Annotated in this window: 16 protein-coding genes; 9 read left to right on the top strand and 7 right to left on the bottom strand. The window is 64.2% G+C overall.

Annotated elements, in window-relative coordinates:
- Nucleotides 1-84: 84 nt before the first annotated feature.
- The 4 genes from ABFC66_RS16465 (at nucleotide 85) to ABFC66_RS16450 (ending at nucleotide 5,801) form a co-directional block, all read left to right on the top strand.
- Nucleotides 85-1,935 carry an acyl-CoA dehydrogenase C-terminal domain-containing protein gene (locus ABFC66_RS16465; RefSeq protein WP_346742059.1) on the top strand — a complete coding sequence of 617 codons (1,851 nt, stop codon included), beginning with the start codon at nucleotides 85-87 and terminating at the stop codon, nucleotides 1,933-1,935.
- Between the two features lie 169 nt (nucleotides 1,936-2,104).
- Complete coding sequence (locus ABFC66_RS16460; RefSeq protein WP_346742058.1) at nucleotides 2,105-3,997, top strand: monovalent cation:proton antiporter-2 (CPA2) family protein; 1,893 nt, start codon at nucleotides 2,105-2,107, stop codon at nucleotides 3,995-3,997.
- A 62-nt stretch (nucleotides 3,998-4,059) separates the two neighbouring features.
- Nucleotides 4,060-4,827 (top strand): SDR family oxidoreductase, encoded by a 768-nt coding sequence (locus ABFC66_RS16455; protein ID WP_346742057.1) that lies wholly within the window; start codon nucleotides 4,060-4,062, stop codon nucleotides 4,825-4,827.
- 95 nt (nucleotides 4,828-4,922) lie between these two features.
- Nucleotides 4,923-5,801 carry a phosphatase PAP2 family protein gene (locus ABFC66_RS16450; RefSeq protein WP_346742056.1) on the top strand — a complete coding sequence of 293 codons (879 nt, stop codon included), beginning with the start codon at nucleotides 4,923-4,925 and terminating at the stop codon, nucleotides 5,799-5,801.
- 30 nt (nucleotides 5,802-5,831) lie between these two features.
- Here the strand turns inward: ABFC66_RS16450 and ABFC66_RS16445 are convergent, their stop codons facing one another.
- The 3 genes from ABFC66_RS16445 to ABFC66_RS16435 all read right to left on the bottom strand — a co-directional run bounded on the left by ABFC66_RS16445 (nucleotide 5,832) and on the right by ABFC66_RS16435 (nucleotide 8,925).
- On the bottom strand, nucleotides 5,832-7,010 hold the full coding sequence (locus ABFC66_RS16445; RefSeq protein WP_346742055.1) for an alpha/beta hydrolase: 1,179 nt from the start codon (nucleotides 7,008-7,010) through the stop codon (nucleotides 5,832-5,834).
- Nucleotides 7,011-7,126: 116 nt separating this feature from the next.
- The gene (locus ABFC66_RS16440) at nucleotides 7,127-8,014 is read right to left on the bottom strand and encodes an alpha/beta hydrolase (protein ID WP_346742054.1); all 888 of its coding nucleotides are present in this window, start codon (nucleotides 8,012-8,014) and stop codon (nucleotides 7,127-7,129) included.
- Between the two features lie 2 nt (nucleotides 8,015-8,016).
- Nucleotides 8,017-8,925, bottom strand: a complete 909-nt coding sequence (locus tag ABFC66_RS16435) for an alpha/beta hydrolase (protein WP_346742053.1) — start codon at nucleotides 8,923-8,925, stop codon at nucleotides 8,017-8,019.
- Nucleotides 8,926-9,048: 123 nt separating this feature from the next.
- On the opposite strand from ABFC66_RS16435, the gene ABFC66_RS16430 reads away from it, so the two are divergent.
- From ABFC66_RS16430 to ABFC66_RS16415, 4 genes are all read left to right on the top strand, one after another.
- Nucleotides 9,049-9,702, top strand: a complete 654-nt coding sequence (locus tag ABFC66_RS16430) for a DsbA family protein (RefSeq protein WP_346742052.1) — start codon at nucleotides 9,049-9,051, stop codon at nucleotides 9,700-9,702.
- A 70-nt stretch (nucleotides 9,703-9,772) separates the two neighbouring features.
- On the top strand, nucleotides 9,773-11,518 hold the full coding sequence (locus tag ABFC66_RS16425; protein WP_346742051.1) for a glycerol-3-phosphate dehydrogenase/oxidase: 1,746 nt from the start codon (nucleotides 9,773-9,775) through the stop codon (nucleotides 11,516-11,518).
- Complete coding sequence (locus ABFC66_RS16420; RefSeq protein WP_346742050.1) at nucleotides 11,518-12,477, top strand: diacylglycerol kinase family protein; 960 nt, start codon at nucleotides 11,518-11,520, stop codon at nucleotides 12,475-12,477. Before ABFC66_RS16425 ends, ABFC66_RS16420 begins: the two co-directional genes overlap by 1 nt.
- 21 nt (nucleotides 12,478-12,498) lie before the next feature.
- Nucleotides 12,499-14,172, top strand: coding sequence for an FAD-binding oxidoreductase (locus ABFC66_RS16415; RefSeq protein ID WP_346742049.1), 1,674 nt, complete (start codon nucleotides 12,499-12,501; stop codon nucleotides 14,170-14,172).
- 6 nt (nucleotides 14,173-14,178) lie between these two features.
- On the opposite strand, the gene ABFC66_RS16410 is transcribed toward ABFC66_RS16415, so the two are convergent.
- The 4 genes from ABFC66_RS16410 to ABFC66_RS16395 all read right to left on the bottom strand — a co-directional run bounded on the left by ABFC66_RS16410 (nucleotide 14,179) and on the right by ABFC66_RS16395 (nucleotide 18,967).
- The gene (locus ABFC66_RS16410; protein WP_346742048.1) at nucleotides 14,179-15,885 is read right to left on the bottom strand and encodes a SulP family inorganic anion transporter; all 1,707 of its coding nucleotides are present in this window, start codon (nucleotides 15,883-15,885) and stop codon (nucleotides 14,179-14,181) included.
- Between the two features lie 42 nt (nucleotides 15,886-15,927).
- Nucleotides 15,928-17,520: an AMP-binding protein gene (locus tag ABFC66_RS16405; protein ID WP_346742047.1), complete on the bottom strand. Its 1,593-nt coding sequence runs from the start codon at nucleotides 17,518-17,520 to the stop codon at nucleotides 15,928-15,930.
- A gap of 174 nt (nucleotides 17,521-17,694) precedes the next feature.
- Entirely contained in the window at nucleotides 17,695-18,633 is a 939-nt protein-coding gene (locus tag ABFC66_RS16400) for an alpha/beta hydrolase (RefSeq protein WP_346742046.1), read from the bottom strand.
- Nucleotides 18,634-18,760: 127 nt separating this feature from the next.
- Nucleotides 18,761-18,967, bottom strand: coding sequence for a hypothetical protein (locus tag ABFC66_RS16395; protein WP_346742045.1), 207 nt, complete (start codon nucleotides 18,965-18,967; stop codon nucleotides 18,761-18,763).
- A 275-nt stretch (nucleotides 18,968-19,242) separates the two neighbouring features.
- Between ABFC66_RS16395 and ABFC66_RS16390 the strand changes: the two genes are divergently transcribed.
- On the top strand, nucleotides 19,243-21,441 hold the full coding sequence (locus tag ABFC66_RS16390; protein ID WP_346742044.1) for a methyl-accepting chemotaxis protein: 2,199 nt from the start codon (nucleotides 19,243-19,245) through the stop codon (nucleotides 21,439-21,441).
- The last annotated feature ends 59 nt before the right edge of the window (nucleotides 21,442-21,500 follow it).

Raw genomic sequence — 21,500 nt, 5'->3', positions numbered from 1 at the left:
CCCCCCTTGCCTTCCGCAGCGTCCTCCTGCAATATCCGCGCCGCTTACTGACATCATTGAAAGCAACGGAACGGAGCGCGCGATATGCCGAGCTACAAGGCACCGGTCGAGGATTTTCTCTTTCTTTTCCATGAGCTTCTCGAAATCGAGAAGCGGACCGATCTGCCGGGCTTTGCGGAGCTGACGCCCGACATGACGGGCGCGATTCTGGAAGGCGGCGCGAAGTTCTGCGAGGAAGTTCTGCAGCCGCTGAACCAGTCGGGCGACGAGGAAGGCTGCCACCTCGAAAACGGCGTCGTGCGCACGCCCAAGGGCTTCAAGGAAGCCTTCCGCGCCTATGCAGACGGCGGCTGGAACAAGCTCGGCGTGGCCGAGGAACTGGGCGGCGCGAACCTGCCTTCCGTCATCACCTTCGCCTTCTCGGAAATGGGCTCCTCGGCGAACCAGGCCTTCTCGATGTATCCGGGCCTTTCGGGCGCAGCACTCGGCGCGCTCTGGGCGACGGGCGAGGACTGGATGCGCGAGCATGTGGCGACCCGCATGGCGGATGGCGTCTGGGCCGGCACCATGTGCCTCACCGAGCCCCATTGCGGCACCGACCTCAAGCTGATGAAGACCCGCGCCGTGCAGCAGGAGGACGGAAGCTTCCGCCTCTCCGGCACGAAGATCTTCATCTCGGGCGGCGATCACGACATGACGGACAACATCATCCACATGGTGATCGCGAAGCTGCCGAATGAAGAAGGCAAATATGTCGACGATCTTTCGACCGTGAACTTCTTCATGGTGCCGAAGATGCTGGTCGATCCGGCGACGGGCGAGATCACGGGGCGCAACGGCGTGTCGGTCGGCGCGGTCGAAAAGAAAATGGGCATCAAGGGCAACGCGACCTGCGTGCTCAACTTCGACAATGCCGTCGCCTATCATCTGAAGGGCCGCGCGCCCGAGAAGAAGGCCGATGACGGCAAGGTCGTGAAGTCGAAGTCGGCGGGCATGGCCGGCATGTTCGGCATGATGAACGGCGCGCGCATGGGCGTCGGCATTCAGGGCATCGCGGCGGGCGAAGTCGCCTATCAGAACGGCGTCGCCTATGCGCAGGAACGCCTCGCGGGCCGCTCGCTCACCGGCGCGAAGAACCCGGACGGCCCCGCCGATCCGATCCTCGTCTTCCCCGATGTGCGCCGCCTGCTCATCGGCTCGCGCGCCTTCGTGGAGGGCGCCCGCGCGCTCGCCATGTATGTCTCCTTCCTCTTTTCGGTGGCGCGTTCGAGCGCGGACGAGAAGGAACGCCAGGAGGCCGAAGACCTCTCCCAGCTCTTCACGCCGGTCATCAAGGCCTATTTCACCGACAAGGGCTTCGAGGCGGCCAATGCCTCGATGCAGGTGTTCGGCGGCCACGGCTATATCCGCGACAACGGCATGGAGCAGTTCGTGCGCGATGCGCGCATCAACCAGGTCTATGAAGGCGCCAACGGCATTCAGGCGCTGGACCTCGTGGCCCGCAAGATGACGGCCAAGGGCGGCCGCGCGACGCTGACCTATTTCGCCAAGCTCGAAGCCTTCATCAAGCAAAACGAGGGCGACGCCGAGATGGCGCCCTTCGTCGGACCGCTCAAGACGGGCTATGGCCGCCTCGGCGAAGCGGCAGGCTGGCTGATGCAGAACGCGGCCAAGAACTACGACCATGCGGGCGCCGCCTCCTACGACATCCTCAACATCTTCGGCACGGTGACGCTGGCCTGGATGTGGGCGCAGATGGCGAAGCTGAGCCTTGCCAAGCTCAAGGCGGGCACGGAGAAGCCGGATTTCTACAAGCGCAAGCTGACGCTCGCCCGCTACTGGATGGAGCGCGAAGTGCCGATGACGGCGGGCTGGGTCGAGCGCGCCAAGGCGGGCGCCGACGGGCTGATGGAACTCGACGCGATCAACTTCTGATCCGACGGCTTTTTCACGGAAATGACGAAGGGGCGCCACACCGGCGCCCCTTTTGTTTTGTCTCTGACAAACTGGAAGTGTCATCCCGGCACAAGGCCGGGGTGACGGCGGAGTTTAATATTTCCGAACGCCCCTACCGCTTACCCGCGCTTCACGCCAGAATAAATCCATGAGCACCGCCCAAGCCGCACAGAACGTCGCCGAACATGTCACGCAGGCCGTCGCCGACCATGCGTCGGAAGCGCCGCTGCTCTATCCGCTGATCCTGCTCGCCGCCGCCGTCATCGCCGTGCCGCTCTTCCGGCAGCTGCGGCTCGGCAGCGTGGTCGGCTATCTCGCGGCGGGCGTCATCATCGGCCCGCATGTGACCGGCCTTTTCGACGATCCGGAATCGGTCTTCAGCCTCGCCGAACTCGGCGTCGTGCTGCTGCTCTTCATCATCGGGCTCGAACTCAAGCCGTCGCGCCTCTGGACCATGCGCCACGACATTCTGGGCTTCGGCCTCATACAGGTGGCGCTCTGCGGCGGGGCGATGGCGAGCATCGGCCACATGTTCGGGCTCAACTGGCATGCCTCGATCATTTCGGGCCTCGGCCTCGCGCTTTCCTCGACCGCCTTTGCCGCGCCGCTGATGGAGGAGCGCGGGGAACTGACCTCGCCCTATGGGCAGCGCGCCTTCTCGATCCTGCTGCTGCAGGATCTCGCCGTGGTGCCGCTGCTGGCCCTCGTCGCCATCTTCGCGCCGGGCAAGGACGCCGCGCATCCCGCAGGGCTCGCAACCACGCTCGCCATGCTCGCGGCGGTCGGCATTGTCGTCGTCGCGGCGCGCTATGTGATGAACCCGCTGTTCAGCCTGCTCTCCAAGACGAAGTCGCACGAGATCATGACGGCGGCGGCGCTGCTGCTCGTGCTGGGGGCAGCCACCGTCATGGAGCTGGCGGGGCTCTCCATGGCCATGGGCGCCTTCCTCGCCGGCGTCCTGCTTGCCGAGTCGAGCTTCCGCCACGAACTCGAAGCCGATATCGAGCCCTTCCGCGGGCTGCTGCTCGGTCTCTTCTTCATGACGGTCGGCATGACGATCGACCTCGAAGTGGTGTTCCGCAACTGGCAATGGGTGACGCTCGGCGTCTTCACCGTGATCGCGGTAAAGCTCATCGTCATCTATGCCGTCGCGCGGGTGACGGGTTCGAGCCATGAGGACGCGCTGAAGATCGGCGGCGTGCTGGCGCAGGGCGGCGAATTCGCCTTCGTGCTCTTCGGCGCCGCGGTCACCGCCCATGTCATGAAGGCCGACAACGCCAACATCCTCACCGCCGTCGTCGGCGTGTCGCTGGCGCTCACCCCCATCGTCTTCGGCACCGCGACGCGCCTCGCGAAGAAGCGCGAGGCGAAGATGCCGGATGCCGATTTCTCCGAGGCCGACGGTCACGTGCTCGTCATCGGCTTCGGACGCTTCGGGCAGGTGGTGTCGCAATTCCTGATGGCGCGCGGCATCGACGTGACCGCCATCGACCGCGACGCCGACCAGATCCGCGCGGCGCGGCGCTTCGGCTTCCAGGTCTATTACGGCGACGGCGCGCGCCTCGACGTGTTGCGCGCCGCGGGCGCAGGCAATGCCGTTCTTGTCGCGGTCTGCGTCGACGACCGCAAGTCGTCCATGCAGATCGTCGAACTCCTGCAGCAGCATTTCCCGCTGGCGAAGCTCTATGTGCGCGCCTATGACCGCCGCCACGCGCTGGACCTTCTGCGCCGCAATGTGGACTTTCACATCCGCGAACTCTACGGCTCGGCCGTCACCTTCGGCGGCGCCTGCCTCGAGGCGCTTGGCGCCTCGCGCGAAGAGGTGGCCGCCGTCGAAGCCGACATGCGCCGCCGCGATACCGAACGCCTCGCACTGCAGCTTGCCGAGGGCGAACTTGCGGGCAAGAACCTCATGCATGTGAAGCCCGTCATGCCCGAGCCGCTGACGCAGCCCAAACGCGAGGGGCGCGCCCTCAGCCGCGAAACCGAGGAGGCCACCCGCGAGGAGGTGACCCCGGAAATCGCCGCGAGCCACCTCTAGCCTGACGCTGCGTCCATGCTAGTCTGCGCCCCATCGAAACTCTGCATCGCATGGGGAAACGCATGAAAAATCTCTTCAGTATCGAGGGCAAGGTCGCGCTGGTGACCGGCGGCTCGCGCGGCATCGGCGAGATGATCGCGACGGGCTTCGTCGAGGCGGGCGCCAAGGTCTATATCTCGGCGCGCAAGGCTCAGGCCTGCAACGAACTCGCCGAGGAACTCTCGAAAAAGGGCACCTGCATCTCGCTGCCCTTCGACCTCGGCACCATGGAAGGCGTCGAAGGCCTCGCCAGGGAACTGACCGCCCGCGAGGAAAAGCTCGACATCCTCGTGAACAATGCCGGCGCCGCCTGGGGCGAGCCCATCGACCAGTATTCCGAGAGCGGCTGGGACAAGGTGATGAACATCAACCTCAAGGGCCCGTTCTTCGTCACGCAGAAGCTGCTGCCGCTGCTGCGCAAGGCGGGCACCTATGAAGATCCGGCCCGCGTCATCAACATCGCCTCGATCAACGGCATCGTGCCGCCGGACCTCGAGACCTATGCCTATTCCTCATCCAAGGCCGGCTGCATCATGCTGACGCGCCACCTCGCCGGCCGTCTCGCGGGCGACAACATCCTCGTCAACGCCATCGCGCCCGGACCCTTCCCCAGCGCCATGATGAAGGCGACGCTCGAAACATTCGGCGACGCGATCAAGGCGAGCAATCCACGCAAGCGCGTCGGCACGCCGGAGGACATTGCGGGCGTCGCGATCTTCCTCTCCTCGCGCGCGTCCGCCTATACGACCGGCGCAGTCATCCCCTGCGACGGCGGCGCGGCGGAAGTCTGATCATGTGCTCGCGGCCTCTCTCCCGGGGAGGCCGCGACACATAAGCGACATCAACGGCTGCTAGGAAGCCTCATGCTCCTCTTGGGATATTCGTCATGAAAACATCGGTTCTGATTTCGGCGGCCGCGCTCGCCGCTCTCCTTCTCGCGCCCGTTTCAGCGGCCCACGCGGACATGTTCGAGAAGCCGGCGACCAAGGAATTCGACCTGACGAAGGTTCTGCCCTGCCCGCCCCAGAGCAACATCGAGAAAGGCGCGGGCCCCGTCTGCAAGGACAACCCGGACGCGCAGAAGGCCGACTATCAGGGCATCCTCGATGCGCGCAACTCCGCGAATGACGATGAGATCGCGGTGGCGATGGCGGATGCCGCCTATCCGACCGTGGCGCAACTCCTGCGGCCGATCTGGCTGCGCCTCGTCAATCCCACGCCCGAGGCTTGCGCGCCCGCAAAGGCGATCCTGAAGGACATGGACCATGACGCGGCCATCGCCGCGCAGAGCCGCCTGAAGGAAGACGAGTCGGCACTCAGAGTCTCGCTCCCGGCAACGGCGGCGCTGCTCGGCGAGGTGAACTACGCCGAATACAAGGCGTCCGACAAGGCGAAGAACATCTACAACCGTTCACGCCCCTATGCAGTGACGATCGACGGCCTGCCGGCGATCGCGCCGCTGGCCGACAGGCAGTACCTGACACGCCTGTTGAAGAGCGCGAGCTATCCGAGTGGGCACGCCGTCTTCGCCTTCACCGACGCCGCCATGCTTTCGGCGCTCCTGCCCGACAACGCGCAGATCATCATGAACCGCGCTGAACACTATGGCTGGCACCGCGTCGTCGTGGGCGTGCATTTCCCCACCGACATCGCGGCAGGCAAGCAGGCGGGACTTCTGGTGGCGAACGCCTATCTCAACGATCCAGCGATGAAGGACAAGCTCGAGGCGGCGCGCGCCGAACTTCGCAAGGCGCTTTGCTACTGAGGAAACGACGGAGCTGACGGCGCGAAGGGATCAGCGGCCTCCGCGCGCGAACCAGCCCTTCACCCGCGAGAAAATCCGCGCGGAAAATCCGGCGGGCGTTTGAACCCCGGCAATGACGGGGATCTCGGCCGCCGGCTCGTCCTGAGGTTCATCCTGCGGCTGCGGCTGCGGCTGCGGCTCTGGCGGAAGCTCCTGCACCGCCGGCGACAGAGTGTCGATGTCGCCTTCGCCCAAGGCCTCCGCCGAAAGCTCGCGGAGCGGTGGCGCTTCCTCGGCTACCGGATGGTCCGGGGCTGAAAGCAGCAAGGGCTCCTTCGATCCCGTCGCACGCTCGGCCGCCGAGACGATAGCATCCGCGAATGTGTCCACGAGCTGGAGCGGAATATCGTGGCCCATGCCTTCGACGATACGAAGCTCCGCACCGGGAATATTGGCCGCCGTGTCGCGCCCGCCTTCCACCGGCACCAGCGGGTCGGCATCGCCATGCAAGACGACCGTCGGAACGGAAATGCGGCGCAGCTTCGGCCTGCGGTCGCCATTGGTCATGGCAGCGGCGGCCTGACGCACAACGCCCGAGGGGCAATAGGAGCGCATCGCATCGCGCGTCACCCATTCGCGCAGCGTCGCCTCGCCGGTCGGCCAGGCAGGGCTGCCGATCGTCCGATAAGTCGCGATGCCGCGCTCGATGATGGCTTCCATGTTGTGCGCAGGCGGCGCAGGAGAAACGAAGAGCTTCATCACGCGCGGCTTTGGCGGCGGCAGAAGCGCGTTGCCGGAGGTCGACATGATCGAGGTGAGCGAAAGCGTGCGCTCGGGATATTCGCTGGCGATCAATTGCGCGATCATTCCGCCCATCGACGATCCGACGATATGCGCCCTGTCGATGCCCAGCGCATCGAGAAGACCCACCGTGTCGTCGACCATATCGTAAAGCGTGTAGGGCACGAAGGGCGTCTTGCCGGTCATGAAGCCGGCAAAGGCCGCGGGCAGAGGTGCGAACTGTCCGCGTTCGAACTTGGTCGAAAGACCTGCGTCGCGATTGTCGAAACGGATGACGCGATAGCCCCGCGCCACAAGCGCCTCGCAGAGCGGAAGCGGCCACTGGGTCAGCTGGGCGCCGAGACCCATGATGAGAAGGATGGTCTCGCGATCTTCAGGCCCGAAGCTCTCATATTCGAGCGTGATTCCGTTGACCTGAACATTCGACATGGCAGACGACCTGACGCGACAAATCCCCGGGATTCAGCCCCTACAAGAAATAGGAAGCCCCATGCTGCATTGCAACATGGGGCTTCACTAAAGGTCAAACCGGCGCCGAAAGCCGCCTATCTGGCATCCTCGGCATGGGTAGAGATCATTTCGACATAAAGCGGGCAGAGTTCCACGGGCAGGTCGTGCCCCATGCCCTCGATCAATTCGAGCCTCGCGCCCGCCACCGATTTCGCGGTGTCGATTCCGCCCTCCGGCGGCACCAGCGGATCGGCCAGCCCATGAATGACGAGGAAGGGCACGGCCACATCCTTCAGCCGCTCGACGCGGCTTCCGTCACCGACAATGGCGGCATATTGGCGGACGCCGCCTTCCGGGTAGTACATGTGGTCGTATTCGCGGGCGCAGAGTTCGTAGAGCACCTCGTCGCTGCGCGGATAGGCAGGACTCTGATAGACGCGGCGGCCCTTCATGCGATGGCGAAGAATCTCCTCGCGGTCTTCCGACGCCGGCTGCGCCTGAAGCGCGGCGAGCGCTTCTTCCGTTGCCTGCGGCAGATCGGGGTTGCCGGTGGTCGACATGATCGACGTCACGCTGAGAAGCCGGTCGGGATGGTGGATCGCCATCTGCTGCACGATCATTCCGCCCATCGACATGCCCATGACATGGGCGCGCTCGATGCCCAGCGCGTCGAGAATGCCGATGCCGTCAGCCGCCATGTCTTCGAGCGTATAGGGAATATCGGGCGTCTTGCCCGCACGCACCGCCGCCGCAACCTCGCGGATATTCGGCAGACCCTTGAGCTTCTCGCTCTTTCCGACATCGCGATTGTCATAACGGATGACGCGGAAGCCGCGCGCCTTGAGCCCGTCCATCAACTCTGCGGACCAGCTCATCATGGTCGATGTGTAGCCATTGACGATGAGGATCGGGGTCGCGCCTTCAGGACCGCGATCCTCGATGTTGATGACGATGCCATTCGCCGTGATCTGACGCTGCGCCATGGTCATTCCGCCGCCTTTGATGCGGCGGCACGGGACGCGGCGGCGGTGATGGCATCGGCGAACACCTGAACCAGCGAGACCGGGAAATCGTGCCCCATGCCCGGCACGATACGAAGCTCCGCGCCGGGAATGCTTTCCGCCGTGTCCTTGCCGCCCTCGACCGGCACCAGCGGATCGTCGGCGCCGTGGAGCACGACGGCAGGCACGGCGATGTTCTTGAGCTTCTCACGACGGTCGCCATTGGCAACGATGGCCGCCATCTGACGCGCGGTGCCCACCGGGTAGAAGCTGCGCCGCGCATCGCGGAGCACCCATTCGCGCAGGGTCTTCTCATCGGTGCGGTAGCCGGGGCTGCCAATGGTCGTCCAGGTCTTCATGCCGCGCGCGACGATGGCTTCGATATCGTCCGCGGGAGCGGCGGGCGCCATCAACACTTCCATCGCTTCCGGCTTTGCCTGCGGCAGCGCCGGATTGCCGGTGGTCGACATGATCGAGGTGAGCGACAGCGCGCGCTCCGGATGGTTCGCGGCGACGAGCTGCGCGATCATGCCGCCCATCGACGCGCCGACGATATGCGCGCGTTCGACCTCGAGCGCGTCGAGAACGCCCACGGCGTCGGCGGCCATGTCATCCAGCGAATAGGGCGCGGCGGGCTTCGCGCCCGTCATCAGCGCACCGAAAATCGCCGCCATGTCGGGCATGCCCGCCTCGTCGAACTTCGTCGAAAGGCCGGCATCGCGATTGTCGAAACGGACGACCCGGTAGCCGCGCTCGACGAGTTCGTGGCAAAGCTCCTCCTGCCAGACGGTGAGCTGACCGCCAAGGCCCATGATGAGCAGCACGGTCTCCCGATCCTCGGGGCCGAAGCTTTCATATTCGATGATGATGCCGTTCGCCTGAACCTGCGGCATGGGACGTTCTCCTGTTCTTGTTATGAGCCGTTTTTCGTTTGCCAGAAGTCTATCAGCGGCCTTGCGGGCCGTGGACAAGAAAGGCATATCTAATGCCAAACATTAAAACACGTGGAGGACGCCGTGACCCTGAACTTTGATCTCTTCTGGTCCTTCCGGTCGCCATATTCCTATCTCGTCACGCCGCGCCTCCTCGAACTGGAGCGCGATTATGACGTCCGCTGCAATGTGCGGCCCGTCTATCCCATCGCGGTGCGCCTGGACGGCTTCTTCAAGCAGGTGAACCCCATGTGGCCGCCTTACCTCCTCAAGGATACGGCGCGCATCGCGGAAATGCTGGGCCTGCCCTATGCCTGGCCCTTCCCGGACCCCATCGTGATGAACCTCAAGACGGGCGAGGTGCCGAAAGAGCAGCCCTATATCCGGCGGCTGACGCGGCTCGGCGTGGCAGCGGCCGAAGCGGGCAAGGGCCTCTCCTTCCTGCGGGAGGTGAGCGGCGTGATCTTCGGCGGCGTGCGCAACTGGAACGAAGGCGACCATCTGAAAGAGGCCGCCGCCCGCGCAGGGCTCGACCTCGCGGAACTCGACGCCCTGATCGAGAAAGACCCCGATCATTATGAGGATGTCATCGCCGCCAACGAGGCCGCCCAGAAACAGGCCGGCCACTGGGGCGTGCCGCTGATGGCCTTCGAGGGAGAGCCATTTTTCGGCCAGGACCGGGTGGACCACCTCGTCTGGCGGATGGAAAAGCACGGGCTGACGCGGCGCGGGGCCTAAACGCAGCCCCGCACTGGACCGCCCCGCGCTCTCCCGGTAGCTTCGCCGCACACCTGACGGGATGGAGCCCATGCAGCGCGACCTCGAAAAAATGAGCGCAACCGCCTATGACCTCATCGTCGTGGGCGGCGGCATTACCGGCGCCTCGACGGCCTGGGATGCGGCTCTGCGCGGCCTGAAGGTCGCGCTCCTCGAAAAGGACGACTTCGCCCATGCGACGACCTCGGGCTCGTCGAAGCTGGTGCATGGGGGCTTGCGCTATCTCGTCAATGGCGAGCTGAAGCTCGTGCGCGAGTCGCTCCGTGAGCGCCGCATCTGGGAGAACACCGCGCCGCATATGGTGCATCCCCTTCCCTTCATCCTGCCGACCTATGGGCACGGCATGAAGAGTGGCCCAGTTCTTTCCATCGGCCTCGCCTTCTACGATCTTCTTTCCTACGACCGCAATTTCGTCTCGGACGACGACAAGAAGATTCCGGGCTTCCGCTCAATCTCACGCGAGGAAGCGCTGAAGCTCATGCCCAGCCTGAAGCGCGAGGGGCTGACCGGCGCAAAGATCTATTACGACTGCCAGATGTTCGCGCCCGAGCGCCTCTGCATCGAATGCATCGAGGGCGCGGTCGAATATGGCGCCGACGCCGCAAACTACGCAGAAGTGACCGGCTTCGCGGTCGACAGCACGACGACGAGCGGCAGGCGCATTACGGGTGTGCAGGTGAAGGACCGCCACACCGGCAAGACGCATGAGATACGGGGCAAGGTCGTCGTCAACGCCGCCGGTCCCTGGGCGGACCTGCTGATGGGAATTGCCGAGGGCGGAAAGCCCGCGCGGCGGCTCATCCGCTCCAAGGGCATCCACATCATCACGCGCGAAATCTCCGGCAAGAACGCGCTGGCGATCCAGTCGGATATTGGCGGACATTTCTTCGTCATTCCCTGGCGCGGCCACACCATCATCGGCACGACCGACACCGTGTTCGACGACGATCCGGACAGGGTCGGCGTGACCGAGCAGGATCTGAAGGATTTCATCAGCGTCGTGAATGACGGTCTGCCCGGCCTGAACCTCACGCGCGAGGACATTGTCCACTTCTATGTCGGCATCCGCCCGCTGGTCGACACCGCGCCCGCGCAAGGCGAGGAAGGCTCGAAGGATTCCTACAATGCGAGCCGCGCGGCGGAAGTCTATGACCACGAGCCCATCGACGGCATCGCCGGTCTCATCTCGGCCATGGGCGGCAAGTGGACGACGTCGCGCCACCTCGCCGAACAGATCACCGACATGGTGCTGAAGAAGCTCGGCCGCCATGCGAAATGCGAGACGCATTGCACGCCGGTCTATGGCGGCGAGATCGGCAGGCTCAAGAGCTTCATCGCACGGGCGCAGAAGCGCCATGCGCATCTCGCGCCGGACGTCGTCGAGAACCTCGTCCTCTATTACGGCAGCCGCGTCGATGAAGTGCTGGCAACCGCAGACGAGCGACCCGGAGAGCGCGACGCGCTGCTGCGCCGCCTCGCGCCGAACTGGCCGGTGCTCACCGTGCAGGTGATCCATGCCATCCGCCACGAAATGGCCCGGCATCTTTCGGATGTTCTCTTCCGCCGCACAGGCCTCGGCACGCTTGGCTCGCCTGGTTTCCCGGCCATTCGCGCCGTCGTGGACGTGATGGCGGGTGAACTCGGCTGGGACGAAACGGCAATCGCCAACGAGATCGCGGAGGCGAACCGCTATTTCGAGACGCAGAGCGCCGGCCAACGCGAAAGTGACATGAGAGGCGCGTCGCTCGCGGAAGCGACCAGAGGAGCGCGGCCCTGATGGCAGATTTCACGCCGCATGTCGCCGCCATCGTGAACCCCCGCTCGGGCGGCGGGCGCACGGGACGCGGCTGGCGCGTGATCTCGGAAACACTCGAACGCGAACTCGGCCCCATCCGCGCCCATTTCACGACATCGCCCTCGACGCCGCGCTATCTGCCCGCGATGGAGCTTACGCGCAACGCGCTGAAGCAGGGCGCGCAGCTCGTCATCGCGGTCGGCGGCGACGGAACCATCAACGAGGTGGTAAACGGCTTCTTCGAAAATGGCGCGCCGATCAATCCTCACGCGCATCTTGCCGTGCTGAACACCGGCACGGGCGGCGACTTCCGCAAGACTTTCGACCTGCCGGAAGATCTCGAACCTTGCATCGCGCGCATTGCCGAGGGCACGACGCGAACGATCGACATCGGGCGCGTAACCTTCGTCGCAGACGACGGCAAGGAAGCGATGCGCTATTTCGACAATATCGCCAGCTTTGGCCTTTCAGGCGCCGTGGACCGCGCCGTCAACCGCGCGAATATCTCAAAGATGTTCGGCGGCAGCTTCGCCTTTCTCTGGGCGACGCTCACCACCGCACTCCTCTACAAATCCCAACCCGTTCGCCTCACCGCCGATAGCGGCTTCGACGAAATACTCAATATAGGCACTGCGGCGGTCGCCAATGGCCGCTTCTTCGGCGGCGGCATGATGATCGCACCCAAGGCCGAACCGGACAGCGGCTGCTTCGACATCGTGATCATGCGCGACACGAAATTGCGCGATCTCGTCTCCGGCTCGCGGGCGCTTTACGACGGCACGCATCTCGACGATCCGAAGATCATCCATTTCCGCGCGAAGACGCTCACTGCGACGCCGCTGGACGACAAGCCGGTGCTGCTCGACATCGACGGCGAGGCGCCGGGACGGCTGCCCGCGCGTTTCGACATTCTGCCATCCGTGTTGACGCTTCGCTGCTGACGAATTGAGTAGAGGGGACCCATGACGATCGACCGCACGACGCTTCGCTGGAACGGCTGGGGCCCTGTAACCCAGGAAAACGCACTGCCCGACGGCGCGCCGCAATGGGACTGGATACGCACGACGCTCGGCATGCCGCATCTGCCGAACACGCCGGCGAAAGCGCTCTCCGACATCAACATGCCCGTGTGCCGGGTCGGCGATCTCGTGCTCGCAAAGCTCCGCGCCATTGTCGGCGAGGGGCAAGTGAAGATCGACGATTACGAGCGCGCCTTCCATGCGCGCGGCAAGTCCTATCACGACCTTCTCTATCTCCGCGCCGGCAAGCTCGACATGGTGCCCGACGCCGTCATCTATCCGCGCAATCCGGATGAAGCGCTCGCGGTGGTGAAACTCGCGGCGGAAGAGGACATCACGCTCATTCCCTATGGCGGCGGATCATCGGTCGTCGGCGGCGTCAACGCGATGGCGAAATCGCTCGGCAGTCCCGTGCTCACGCTCGACACGACGCTGATGACGCGCGTGATCCAGATCGACAAGATCGCCATGACGGCGACCATCGAGGCGGGCCTTTACGGCCCCGCGCTCGAAGAGCAGTTGCAGAAACACGGCGTAACGCTCGCGCATTATCCGCAGAGCTTCCAGTTCTCGACGGTGGGCGGCTGGATCGCGGCGCGCGGCGCGGGCCAGCAGTCGAACCGCTATGGCAAGGCGGAGAAATGGCTCGTCTCGGCGAAGCTCGCGACGCCGAAGGGCTTCTGGACGACGGAGGCGACGCCCGCTTCCGCGGCAGGCCCGAATCTCAATCAGCTCGTCGCCGGCTCGGAAGGCACGATCGGCGTCATTTGCGAAGCGACGGTGAAGATCCATGAGATACCGGCGCGAAAGGATTATCGCGGCTATCTCTTCAGGAGCTTCGCGAACGGCGTCGAGGCGGCGCGGCGCATCAATCATGCGGATATTCCGGTCGCCATGGTGCGCCTCTCCGACGCGCCGGAGACGCATTTCTTTCAGGCCTTTTCCTCGACCCATTCGGAAACGGGACTGAAGGCGCGGCTGCAGCGCGCCTATCTGCGCCACAAGGGCTTCGACGCCGAACCCTGCCTCATGCTTATCGGACATGAAGGCGATGCCGAAACCGTGATCTGGGCGCAGGAGCGGACGGAAGCGATCTGCACAAAGCTCGGCGCCTTGAAGCTCGGCACAGGGCCGGGACAGAAGTGGTATCACGGCCGCTTCAACTCACCCTATGCCCGCGACCCGATGCTCGATCACGGCATCGGCATCGACACGCTGGAGACGGCGACGCGCTGGTCCAATGTCGGCAAGCTTCACAAAGCCGTCGTCGAGGCGATCGACGGGGCGATGAAGGCGAACATGCCGGAAGTGACGGGGCGCGGCATCGTCATGGCGCATCTGAGCCATTCCTATCCCGACGGCGCGAGCCTCTATTTCACGTTCGTCTTTCCGCGCCAGATCGACCGCGAGGTCGAGCAATGGCAGGCGATCAAGCGCGCGGCCTCGGACGCGATCATCGAGAACCGCGGCACGATCAGCCATCATCATGGCGTTGGCACGGATCACGCGCCCTGGCTCGCCGAGGAGAAGGGCCCCATCGGCTACAATCTGCTGAAGTCGCTGAAGCGCGAACTGGACCCCACCGGCGTACTCAATCCGGGGAAGCTGCTCGGCTGAACGAGATCACGCAGGAGTGCTGACGATTTCCCGCGCCCGGGCAAGGCCCACTTCGATATTCGGCACGAGAATGACGCGATTTTCGTCCAGGATGCCCATCTCGCCCAGCACCTGACGCGGCTGCGCCTGGATGCCGGTGATGATGAGCTTCGTTCCGTGCCGCGCACAGCGGTCGACAAGCGTCTGAATGGCGCTGGCGCCCGATCCATCGACCATAGGCACCGCGCGCATGCGCAGGATAAGCACACGCGGCGGCTTGCCGATGCGGTCGAGGGTTTCGCCGAGACGCATGGCGACACCAAAGAAGAACGGCCCGCGAATGACGCTGGCGACGACGCCGGGCGGCAGTTCGGCCTGCGTGACGGGGCGCATCTCATGCGGCGTGTCGTCGGCCACATCCTCGTCGAGGAGCTTCACATTGGCCTGAACCTGCACCGCCTCCGACATGCGATGCATGAAGAGAACGGCGGCGAGCACCACGCCGACTTCAATGGCCACCGTGAGATCGACCATCACGGTGAGCGCGAAGGTGATGAGCAGCACCGCGCGGTCGCCCACGGGCGCCTTCATCAGATGCGTGAACTTGTCGATCTCGCTCATGTTCCAGGCGACGACGACCAGCACCGCGGCGAGAGCGGCGAGCGGGATGTAATGCGTAAGCGGCCAGGCGACGAGCATGAAGATCAGCAGGAACCCCGCATGCAGCATGCCGGCGATCGGCCCCTTTGCGCCGGAGCGGATATTCGTCGCGGTGCGCGCGATGGCGCCCGTCGCGGGCAATCCGCCGATCGCCGCCGAAGCGCAATTCGCAATGCCCTGCGCCACCAGCTCACAATTGGAACGATGACGACGCCCCGTCATGCTGTCGGCGACCAGCGCCGAGAGCAGCGACTCGACGCCTGCCAGGAAGGCGATGGTGAAGGCGCTGGGGAAGAGTTCGCGCAGCCGCTCGAAGCTCACCTCCGGCAGCGTCGGCATTTCGAATTGCGGATTGAGCCCCGCGAAGCGCGACCCGATCGTGTCGGTCGGCAAGTGAAAGAAATATACGGCAGCGCCGGCGAGAACGACGGCGATGAGGAATTGCGGCCAGTTCGGACGATAGCGGCGCAGCAGCAGAATGACGGCGAGCGCGCCCGCCGCAACCGCGAGCGTCGCAACGCTCGTCTCGGGCAGCGCCTTGCCGAGCACAATCAGCTTCGGAATGAAATCGGCGGGCACCTTCTCGACGGCGAGGCCGAAGAAGTCCTTGATCTGGCTCGACGCGATGATGACCGCGATGCCCGCGGTGAAGCCGGTAACGACGGGTTGCGGAATATATTTGATATAGGTTCCGAGACGGAAAAGCCCGGCGGCGATCAGCATCAGGCCCGCCATCATGGTGGCGACGATGAGCCCGTCATAGCCATGCTGCGCGATGACGTTGAAGACGACGACCACGAAGGCGCCGGTCGGTCCGCCGATCTGGAAACGCGAACCGCCAAGCGCCGAAATGAGGAAACCGGCGACCACCGCCGTGATGATGCCCTTGTCCGGCGTCGTGCCGCTGGCGATCGCCAGCGCCATGGCCAGCGGCAGGGCGACGATGGCGACCGTCAGTCCTGCGATGAAGTCGTTTCGGAAATCCGCCGTGCCGTACCCCTCGCGGAGAACGGTAACGAGCTTCGGAATGAACAAGGCCCAGCGGGATTCCGCTGGTTGGGTCGTGAACGGCATGGCTTGACCTTCCCGGAACAGGGAAAAAGGCGCCTCGCGCGTTCAGTCGGCTTCGAGCTGGCGACGCAACTCGGCCTTGGCAATTTTTTCTAAAGTCGAGCGCGGCAAGGCATCGACAATGCGAATTTCGCGCGGCACCTTGAAATCCGCAAGCGATTTTCTGCAATGCGCCATGACCTTCTCCTTGAGGTCTTTTGCCGCACCGGCTTCCCCGCCGGGGACAAGAAGAAAGGCGACGGGCACCTCATCGAGCATCGGGTCCTTCCGTCCGACGACGGCACACTCCTGAACGCCGCCAACGGCCATGATGACCGTCTCAATCTCCGAGGCGGCGACATTCTCGCCGCCGACCTTCAGCATGTCCTTGTCGCGGTCGGCAAAGCGGATGAAGCCGTCCTGCATCAGCGTCACGCGGTCGCCGGTGATGAAGAAGCCCTGTTCGTCGAAGCTTTCGGCCGTCGCCTTGGGATTGTTCAGATATTCCTTGAAGAGCGAGAGGCCGGGAATGCCGCGAATGAGCAGCGCGCCCGTCTCGCCTACCTCGACGGGCGAGCCGTCGTCATGCGTGATCGCGATTTCATAGGCGGGCGAAGGCTTGCCGATGGACATGGGCGGCGCCGGCACGAAGGGATCGCTGACGATGCCATGCGTGATCGTCTCGGTCATGCCCCACCAGCCGATGGTCCTGACGCGGAAATGCGCATCGGTCGGCAGCGAGGCGACGCCATTGCCCCAGAGCCGATAATGATGCGCCGCCGGCACTTCATGGGCCGCGAGCGCACGCAGACAGAAAGGCACCATGGAAGTCCATGTGCAGCGATGCTTCAGCGAAACCTCCCAGAAGCGCGACGCGGAGAAGCGCGGCTGCACCACGACCGTGCCGCCGACCCAGAGCGTGGCCAGCACCGAGTAGGACTGCGCATTGGTGTGGAAGAGCGGCAGATAGACGAGATGCACATCGTCGGGCGTCAGCGTCTCGTTCATGGCGCAGAGCTTTGCGCCCCAGAGCGCGTTCGCATGCGTCCAGACGACGCCCTTGGGCCGCGAGGTCGTTCCCGACGTGTACTGAATGCCGACATTCGCCGCGGGATCGGCGGGGCGCAGCGGCACATCGGCGGGATTGCCATAGAGCGCGGCGAAGCTCTCGGACTTCTGCGGGCGATGTCCCGGAGCGGCAGGCGCGCCGTTGTCCGTCTCAGTGACGGCGAGCCATTTGATCGCCTTGCAGCTCTCGGCAACCAGGCCTGCGAATTTCGGCTGCGTGATCGCGCCGACGACGCCGGCATGTTCCGAGAAATAGGTGAGCTCGTCTGCGACGGAGCGTGCATTGGTGGTCACGGCAACGGCCCCCAGATGCGCGCAGGCATACCAGGCGATGATCGTTTCCGGGCAATTGTCGAGATGAACGAGAACCCTGTCGCCGAACTGGACGCCTCTGGCCTTCAGCCCTGCGGCGACGGCCTTCGTCTCTTCCGCGAATTCCGCATAGGTCCATGTCCGCGACGGCCCCTCGAAGGGCTCCCAGATGAGGAAAGGGTGCGCCGGCCGCGCGGCGGCATGAAGCGCAAGCAGATGAGGCACGTCGAAGCCCGAAAAGGGGTGCACGGCGGGCGTTCTCAGCAAGGGCGCGGTCATTCGTTCCTCCGGGTGTTTCTTCTTTTCTACGCCACGCTCAAATGACCATCCATCCAGTTCTGAACGGCCCAGATGGCAGCGGTGGCCGGATAGGCGGCGGCGGGCAAATGGCGAAGCAACCCGGTTCCGAAAGGAGTGGATTGCTTCGCCCTCAGGTCACAATGACGGAATCCGTCAGGCGAGCGCGATCTTGAGCGCCCGCGCCGCGGCCCGCACCGCTTCGCGGCCCGTATCGAGCACGCCCTGCAGGTTGAAGAAGCCGTGGATCATGCCTTCGTAATTGACATGTTCGACGGGCACGCCAGCCGCCTTCAGCGCCTCCGCATAGGCGCGGCCTTCGTCGCGCAGCACGTCATAGCCGCCGGTGACCACATAGGCTGGCGGCAACCCCTCATGGGAGGCCGCCTTGAGCGGCGCGACGCGCGGATCGTTGCGGTCGCCTTCGCCGAGATAATGATTGAAGAACCAGATCATGCCGTCACGTTCGAGGAAATGCCCCTCCGCGAACTCGCGATAGGAAATCGTGTCCGTATTCGTATCGGTGACGGGATAGATGAGCATCTGGAAGGAGATGCGCGGCCCCATGGCATCGCGTGCCATAAGGCTCACGACGGCGGCAAGATTGCCGCCCGCGCTGTCGCCCGCAACCGCGATGCGGTTCGCATCGACGCCGATCTCGGTGGCATGGGCCTCGACCCATTGCACGGCGGCATAGGCGTCTTCCGCGGCAGCCGGGAACTTGTGCTCCGGCGCAAGGCGGTAATCGACGGCGACGACCTTGCAACCGCTCTCATTGGCGAGGGTGCGGCAGAGCGCGTCGTGCGTTTCGAGATCGCCGATCACCCAGCCGCCGCCATGAAAATAGACGAGAACCGGGAGCGCCTCGCTACCGGCGGCAACCGGCGTGTACAGGCGAAGAGGAATCTCGCCGACCGGGCCGGGAATGGTGCGGTCCTCGACCTTGCCGATGGGCTGCCCCTGAAGATCGAGCTGCGACGCCATCGCGCGATACATTTCGCGCCCGCCCGCCGGCGGAAGATCGATGATGCGCGGCGCATCCGTATTGGCGGCCATGCCATCGAGAAGCGCTTTGACTTGCGGATCGAGTGCCATTTCATCCTCCCATTTTCATTTTATCGTTGAGAGAGTTTTACCGGTCCACGCGCCCGAGCGCAAAGCCGCAAAAGAAAAGACCCCACACCTCGCGGGGCATGGGGCCTTTTCCGGTGTTCACCAGACGTCAGTGAAGAATGTTGCCCTCGCGCGAGCGGCGGCCCTCAGCCATGTCGATGACGAAGCTCTTGAGCGCGCGCCAGGCATCGGCGCGCAGCAGCTCGCCGACCTGCTCCAGTTCCTCGACCGCCGTATCGGCATATTCGAGCGCCTTCAATCCATGTGTGTCGAACATGTAGGCGGCAAGCAGGCTGAGTTCGTGGTCGGTCATCATGGAAGAAATCTCTCTGGATTGGCTCGTAAACTGTATCCAGAGCATTGCAACCGCCGGGCCAGAGCCCGGCCCATGAAGAATCAACAGCTTAGTGGCTTCCCATGTGCCACATGGGCAAAGCCTGCCCGGCGGAATCCTGCCGCGGGACGGCGGATTTTTCCGCCCTGCCCGGATTAAGACCCCCTTTACGGACCCATGGCAAAATCCTGATTCACAGAGGTACCTCTTGGGGGAGAGGCACTGCATCCACCAGTCGTCACGAGGTGCAGAAAAAAATGTTGTCTACTACAAGTCAGCCCAAGGTCCCGCGCCTGTCGCGGATTCCCGCCCTGCGCATCGCGGCCAAATTGCAGCTCATCATCGCTTCGGCGGCGCTTCTGCTCGCGATCGGAATCGGTGTCTCGAGCTACATCGAGGCGGCGAAGAATACGAACGCCGAAATCACAGACCGCTTCGACGCTCTTCTTCATGGCCGCAAGGCCGCGCTCGAGGATTATCTGGCCTCGGTCGACCAGGATATTCGCTACATGGCGCAGAGCCCCTTCGTTCAGGACGCCATGTACGATTTCGCATCCTCCTGGCGTTCGGCGAAAAATCAGAGCGATCCGGTCGCGCGTTTCCGCGCCCTCTACAACAAGGGCAGCGAAGACGTAATGACGGATGGTTCGGAATATGCGGGCCTTCACGACGGCTATCACAACGGGTTCCGCAAGTTCATGCAGGAACGCGGGTATGAGGAAGTCTATCTCATCGATCCTGACGGCAACGTCGTCTACACGGTGAGCAAGGGCGCCGACTTTGCCTCGAACGTCTATCCGCCCTCGACTTCCTCCCACGACCGCACCGATCTCTCCAATGCCTTCGAGGTCGCGAGCGGCGAAACCGATCCGAACAAGGTCGTCTTCTTCGACTACGCGCCTTATGCGCCGATCGCCAACAAGCCCGCGAGCTTCATCGCCGCTCCCGTTTTCGATCGCGCCGGCGCACGCCTCGGCGTCATTGCCTTCCGCCTGCCGGTCAGCCGCTTCAACAGCATCATGAGCGTCACCGAAGGTCTCGGAAAGACGGGCGAGTTGATGCTCGTCGGCGAGGATTTCCTGATGCGCAACAATTCGCGCCTGGTCAAGGAGCCGACGATCCTGAGCCGCGAGATCGACGCGGCCGCGCTGAAGCAGGTCTTCGGCGCGAGCCCCGACGCGCCCAGCAATGACAAGAACACGTTCAGCATCGACAAGGGCCCGATGGGTTACGAGGTCGAGACCTTTGCGACGCCTATCAAGTTCAACGATGTACGCTGGGCGCTTGTCGCCCAGGTTGCGACGAGCGAAGCCAACGCGCCCCTCGTCTCCATGCGCAACACCATGCTCGGCGTTGCCCTTCTGCTCCTCGTCTGCGTCTCGGCGGGCGGCGTCTTCTTCGCACGCCAGATTTCGAAACCCATCACGGCGCTCACCGGAGCAATGCGCAAGCTCGCCGATGGCGACACGTCGATCGAACTTCCGGGCGCCGAACGCCGCGACGAAATCGGCGAAATGAAGGCGGCCGTTGAGGTCTTCCGCGCCAACGCCATCGAACGCCAGCAACTCGAAAAGCGCGAGACGATCGAGCGCGCCGAAAAGGAGAGGCGTACCGCGGCAATCGAAGTCATGATCGCCGACTTCGACGCTTCGATGAAGGAGATGCTTGCCGCCGTGAGCGCCGCCGCGGCCGAGATGGAGAAGACCTCCATCGACATGACCCAGACCGCGGAAGTCACGAACGAGCGGGCTTCCATCGTCGCCAGCGCATCCGAACAGACGACGGCGAACATCGAGACGGTCGCGAGCGCGACCGAGGAGATGGCAAGCTCGATCGAGGAGATCCGTCGGCAGACGGCGAAGTCGAATGAAATCGGCGCCCAGGCCAACGAAACCGCTGCCGAAACCAACAGCAAGGTCGAAGCTCTCACGGTCGCCGCACGCCAGATCGGCGAGATTGTGACGCTGATCCATCAGATCGCCGGCCAGACGAACCTTCTCGCGCTCAACGCCACGATCGAGGCGGCGCGCGCGGGCGAGGCGGGACGCGGTTTTGCGGTGGTGGCGACCGAAGTGAAGGCTCTGGCGGCGCAGACCGCGAAGGCGACCGACGAGATCGCCGCCCAGATCGCCGCGATCCAGGGTTCGACCGGCGAAACCGCCACGGCCATCCAGGAGATCAGCCGGATCATCGGCGAGATCAACGAGATCGGCCGCTCGATTTCGGAATCGGTCGAGCAGCAGAACGACACCACGCGCGAAATCTCGCGCAACGTCTCGGAAGTCGCCGGCGGTAGCCGGGAGGTCGCGAACAACATCCTCGACGTCACGGGAGCCGCGAACGAGTCGGCGAGCGCCGCCGCACATGTACGCGAAGCGGCGATGGCTCTATCGACGCAGGCCGCCAAGCTCAATGCCGAGGTCGACCGCTTCCTGAGCGAGGTTCGCGCCGCCTGATCGGACGGCAATTCAGCAATGCGCCGTGGCGATGCACCTTGCCACGGCGTTTGCGTTTC

Source organism: Parvibaculum sp. (assembly GCF_039680535.1).
In the GTDB taxonomy this organism is placed as follows: domain Bacteria; phylum Pseudomonadota; class Alphaproteobacteria; order Parvibaculales; family Parvibaculaceae; genus Parvibaculum.
This window is presented reverse-complemented; position numbering and strand designations above follow the sequence as displayed.

Excerpts from the sequence above, each read along its gene's own strand:
- ABFC66_RS16465 (WP_346742059.1), top strand. The coding sequence starts at position 85 with ATGCCGAGCTACAAGGCACCGGTCGAGGATTTTCTCTTTCTTTTCCAT.
- ABFC66_RS16460 (WP_346742058.1), top strand. The coding sequence starts at position 2,105 with ATGAGCACCGCCCAAGCCGCACAGAACGTCGCCGAACATGTCACGCAG.
- ABFC66_RS16455 (WP_346742057.1), top strand. The coding sequence starts at position 4,060 with ATGAAAAATCTCTTCAGTATCGAGGGCAAGGTCGCGCTGGTGACCGGC.
- ABFC66_RS16450 (WP_346742056.1), top strand. The coding sequence starts at position 4,923 with ATGAAAACATCGGTTCTGATTTCGGCGGCCGCGCTCGCCGCTCTCCTT.
- ABFC66_RS16445 (WP_346742055.1), bottom strand. The coding sequence starts at position 7,010 with ATGTCGAATGTTCAGGTCAACGGAATCACGCTCGAATATGAGAGCTTC.
- ABFC66_RS16440 (WP_346742054.1), bottom strand. The coding sequence starts at position 8,014 with ATGGCGCAGCGTCAGATCACGGCGAATGGCATCGTCATCAACATCGAG.
- ABFC66_RS16435 (WP_346742053.1), bottom strand. The coding sequence starts at position 8,925 with ATGCCGCAGGTTCAGGCGAACGGCATCATCATCGAATATGAAAGCTTC.
- ABFC66_RS16425 (WP_346742051.1), top strand. The coding sequence starts at position 9,773 with ATGCAGCGCGACCTCGAAAAAATGAGCGCAACCGCCTATGACCTCATC.
- ABFC66_RS16420 (WP_346742050.1), top strand. The coding sequence starts at position 11,518 with ATGGCAGATTTCACGCCGCATGTCGCCGCCATCGTGAACCCCCGCTCG.
- ABFC66_RS16415 (WP_346742049.1), top strand. The coding sequence starts at position 12,499 with ATGACGATCGACCGCACGACGCTTCGCTGGAACGGCTGGGGCCCTGTA.
- ABFC66_RS16410 (WP_346742048.1), bottom strand. The coding sequence starts at position 15,885 with ATGCCGTTCACGACCCAACCAGCGGAATCCCGCTGGGCCTTGTTCATT.
- ABFC66_RS16405 (WP_346742047.1), bottom strand. The coding sequence starts at position 17,520 with ATGACCGCGCCCTTGCTGAGAACGCCCGCCGTGCACCCCTTTTCGGGC.
- ABFC66_RS16400 (WP_346742046.1), bottom strand. The coding sequence starts at position 18,633 with ATGGCACTCGATCCGCAAGTCAAAGCGCTTCTCGATGGCATGGCCGCC.
- ABFC66_RS16395 (WP_346742045.1), bottom strand. The coding sequence starts at position 18,967 with ATGATGACCGACCACGAACTCAGCCTGCTTGCCGCCTACATGTTCGAC.
- ABFC66_RS16390 (WP_346742044.1), top strand. The coding sequence starts at position 19,243 with ATGTTGTCTACTACAAGTCAGCCCAAGGTCCCGCGCCTGTCGCGGATT.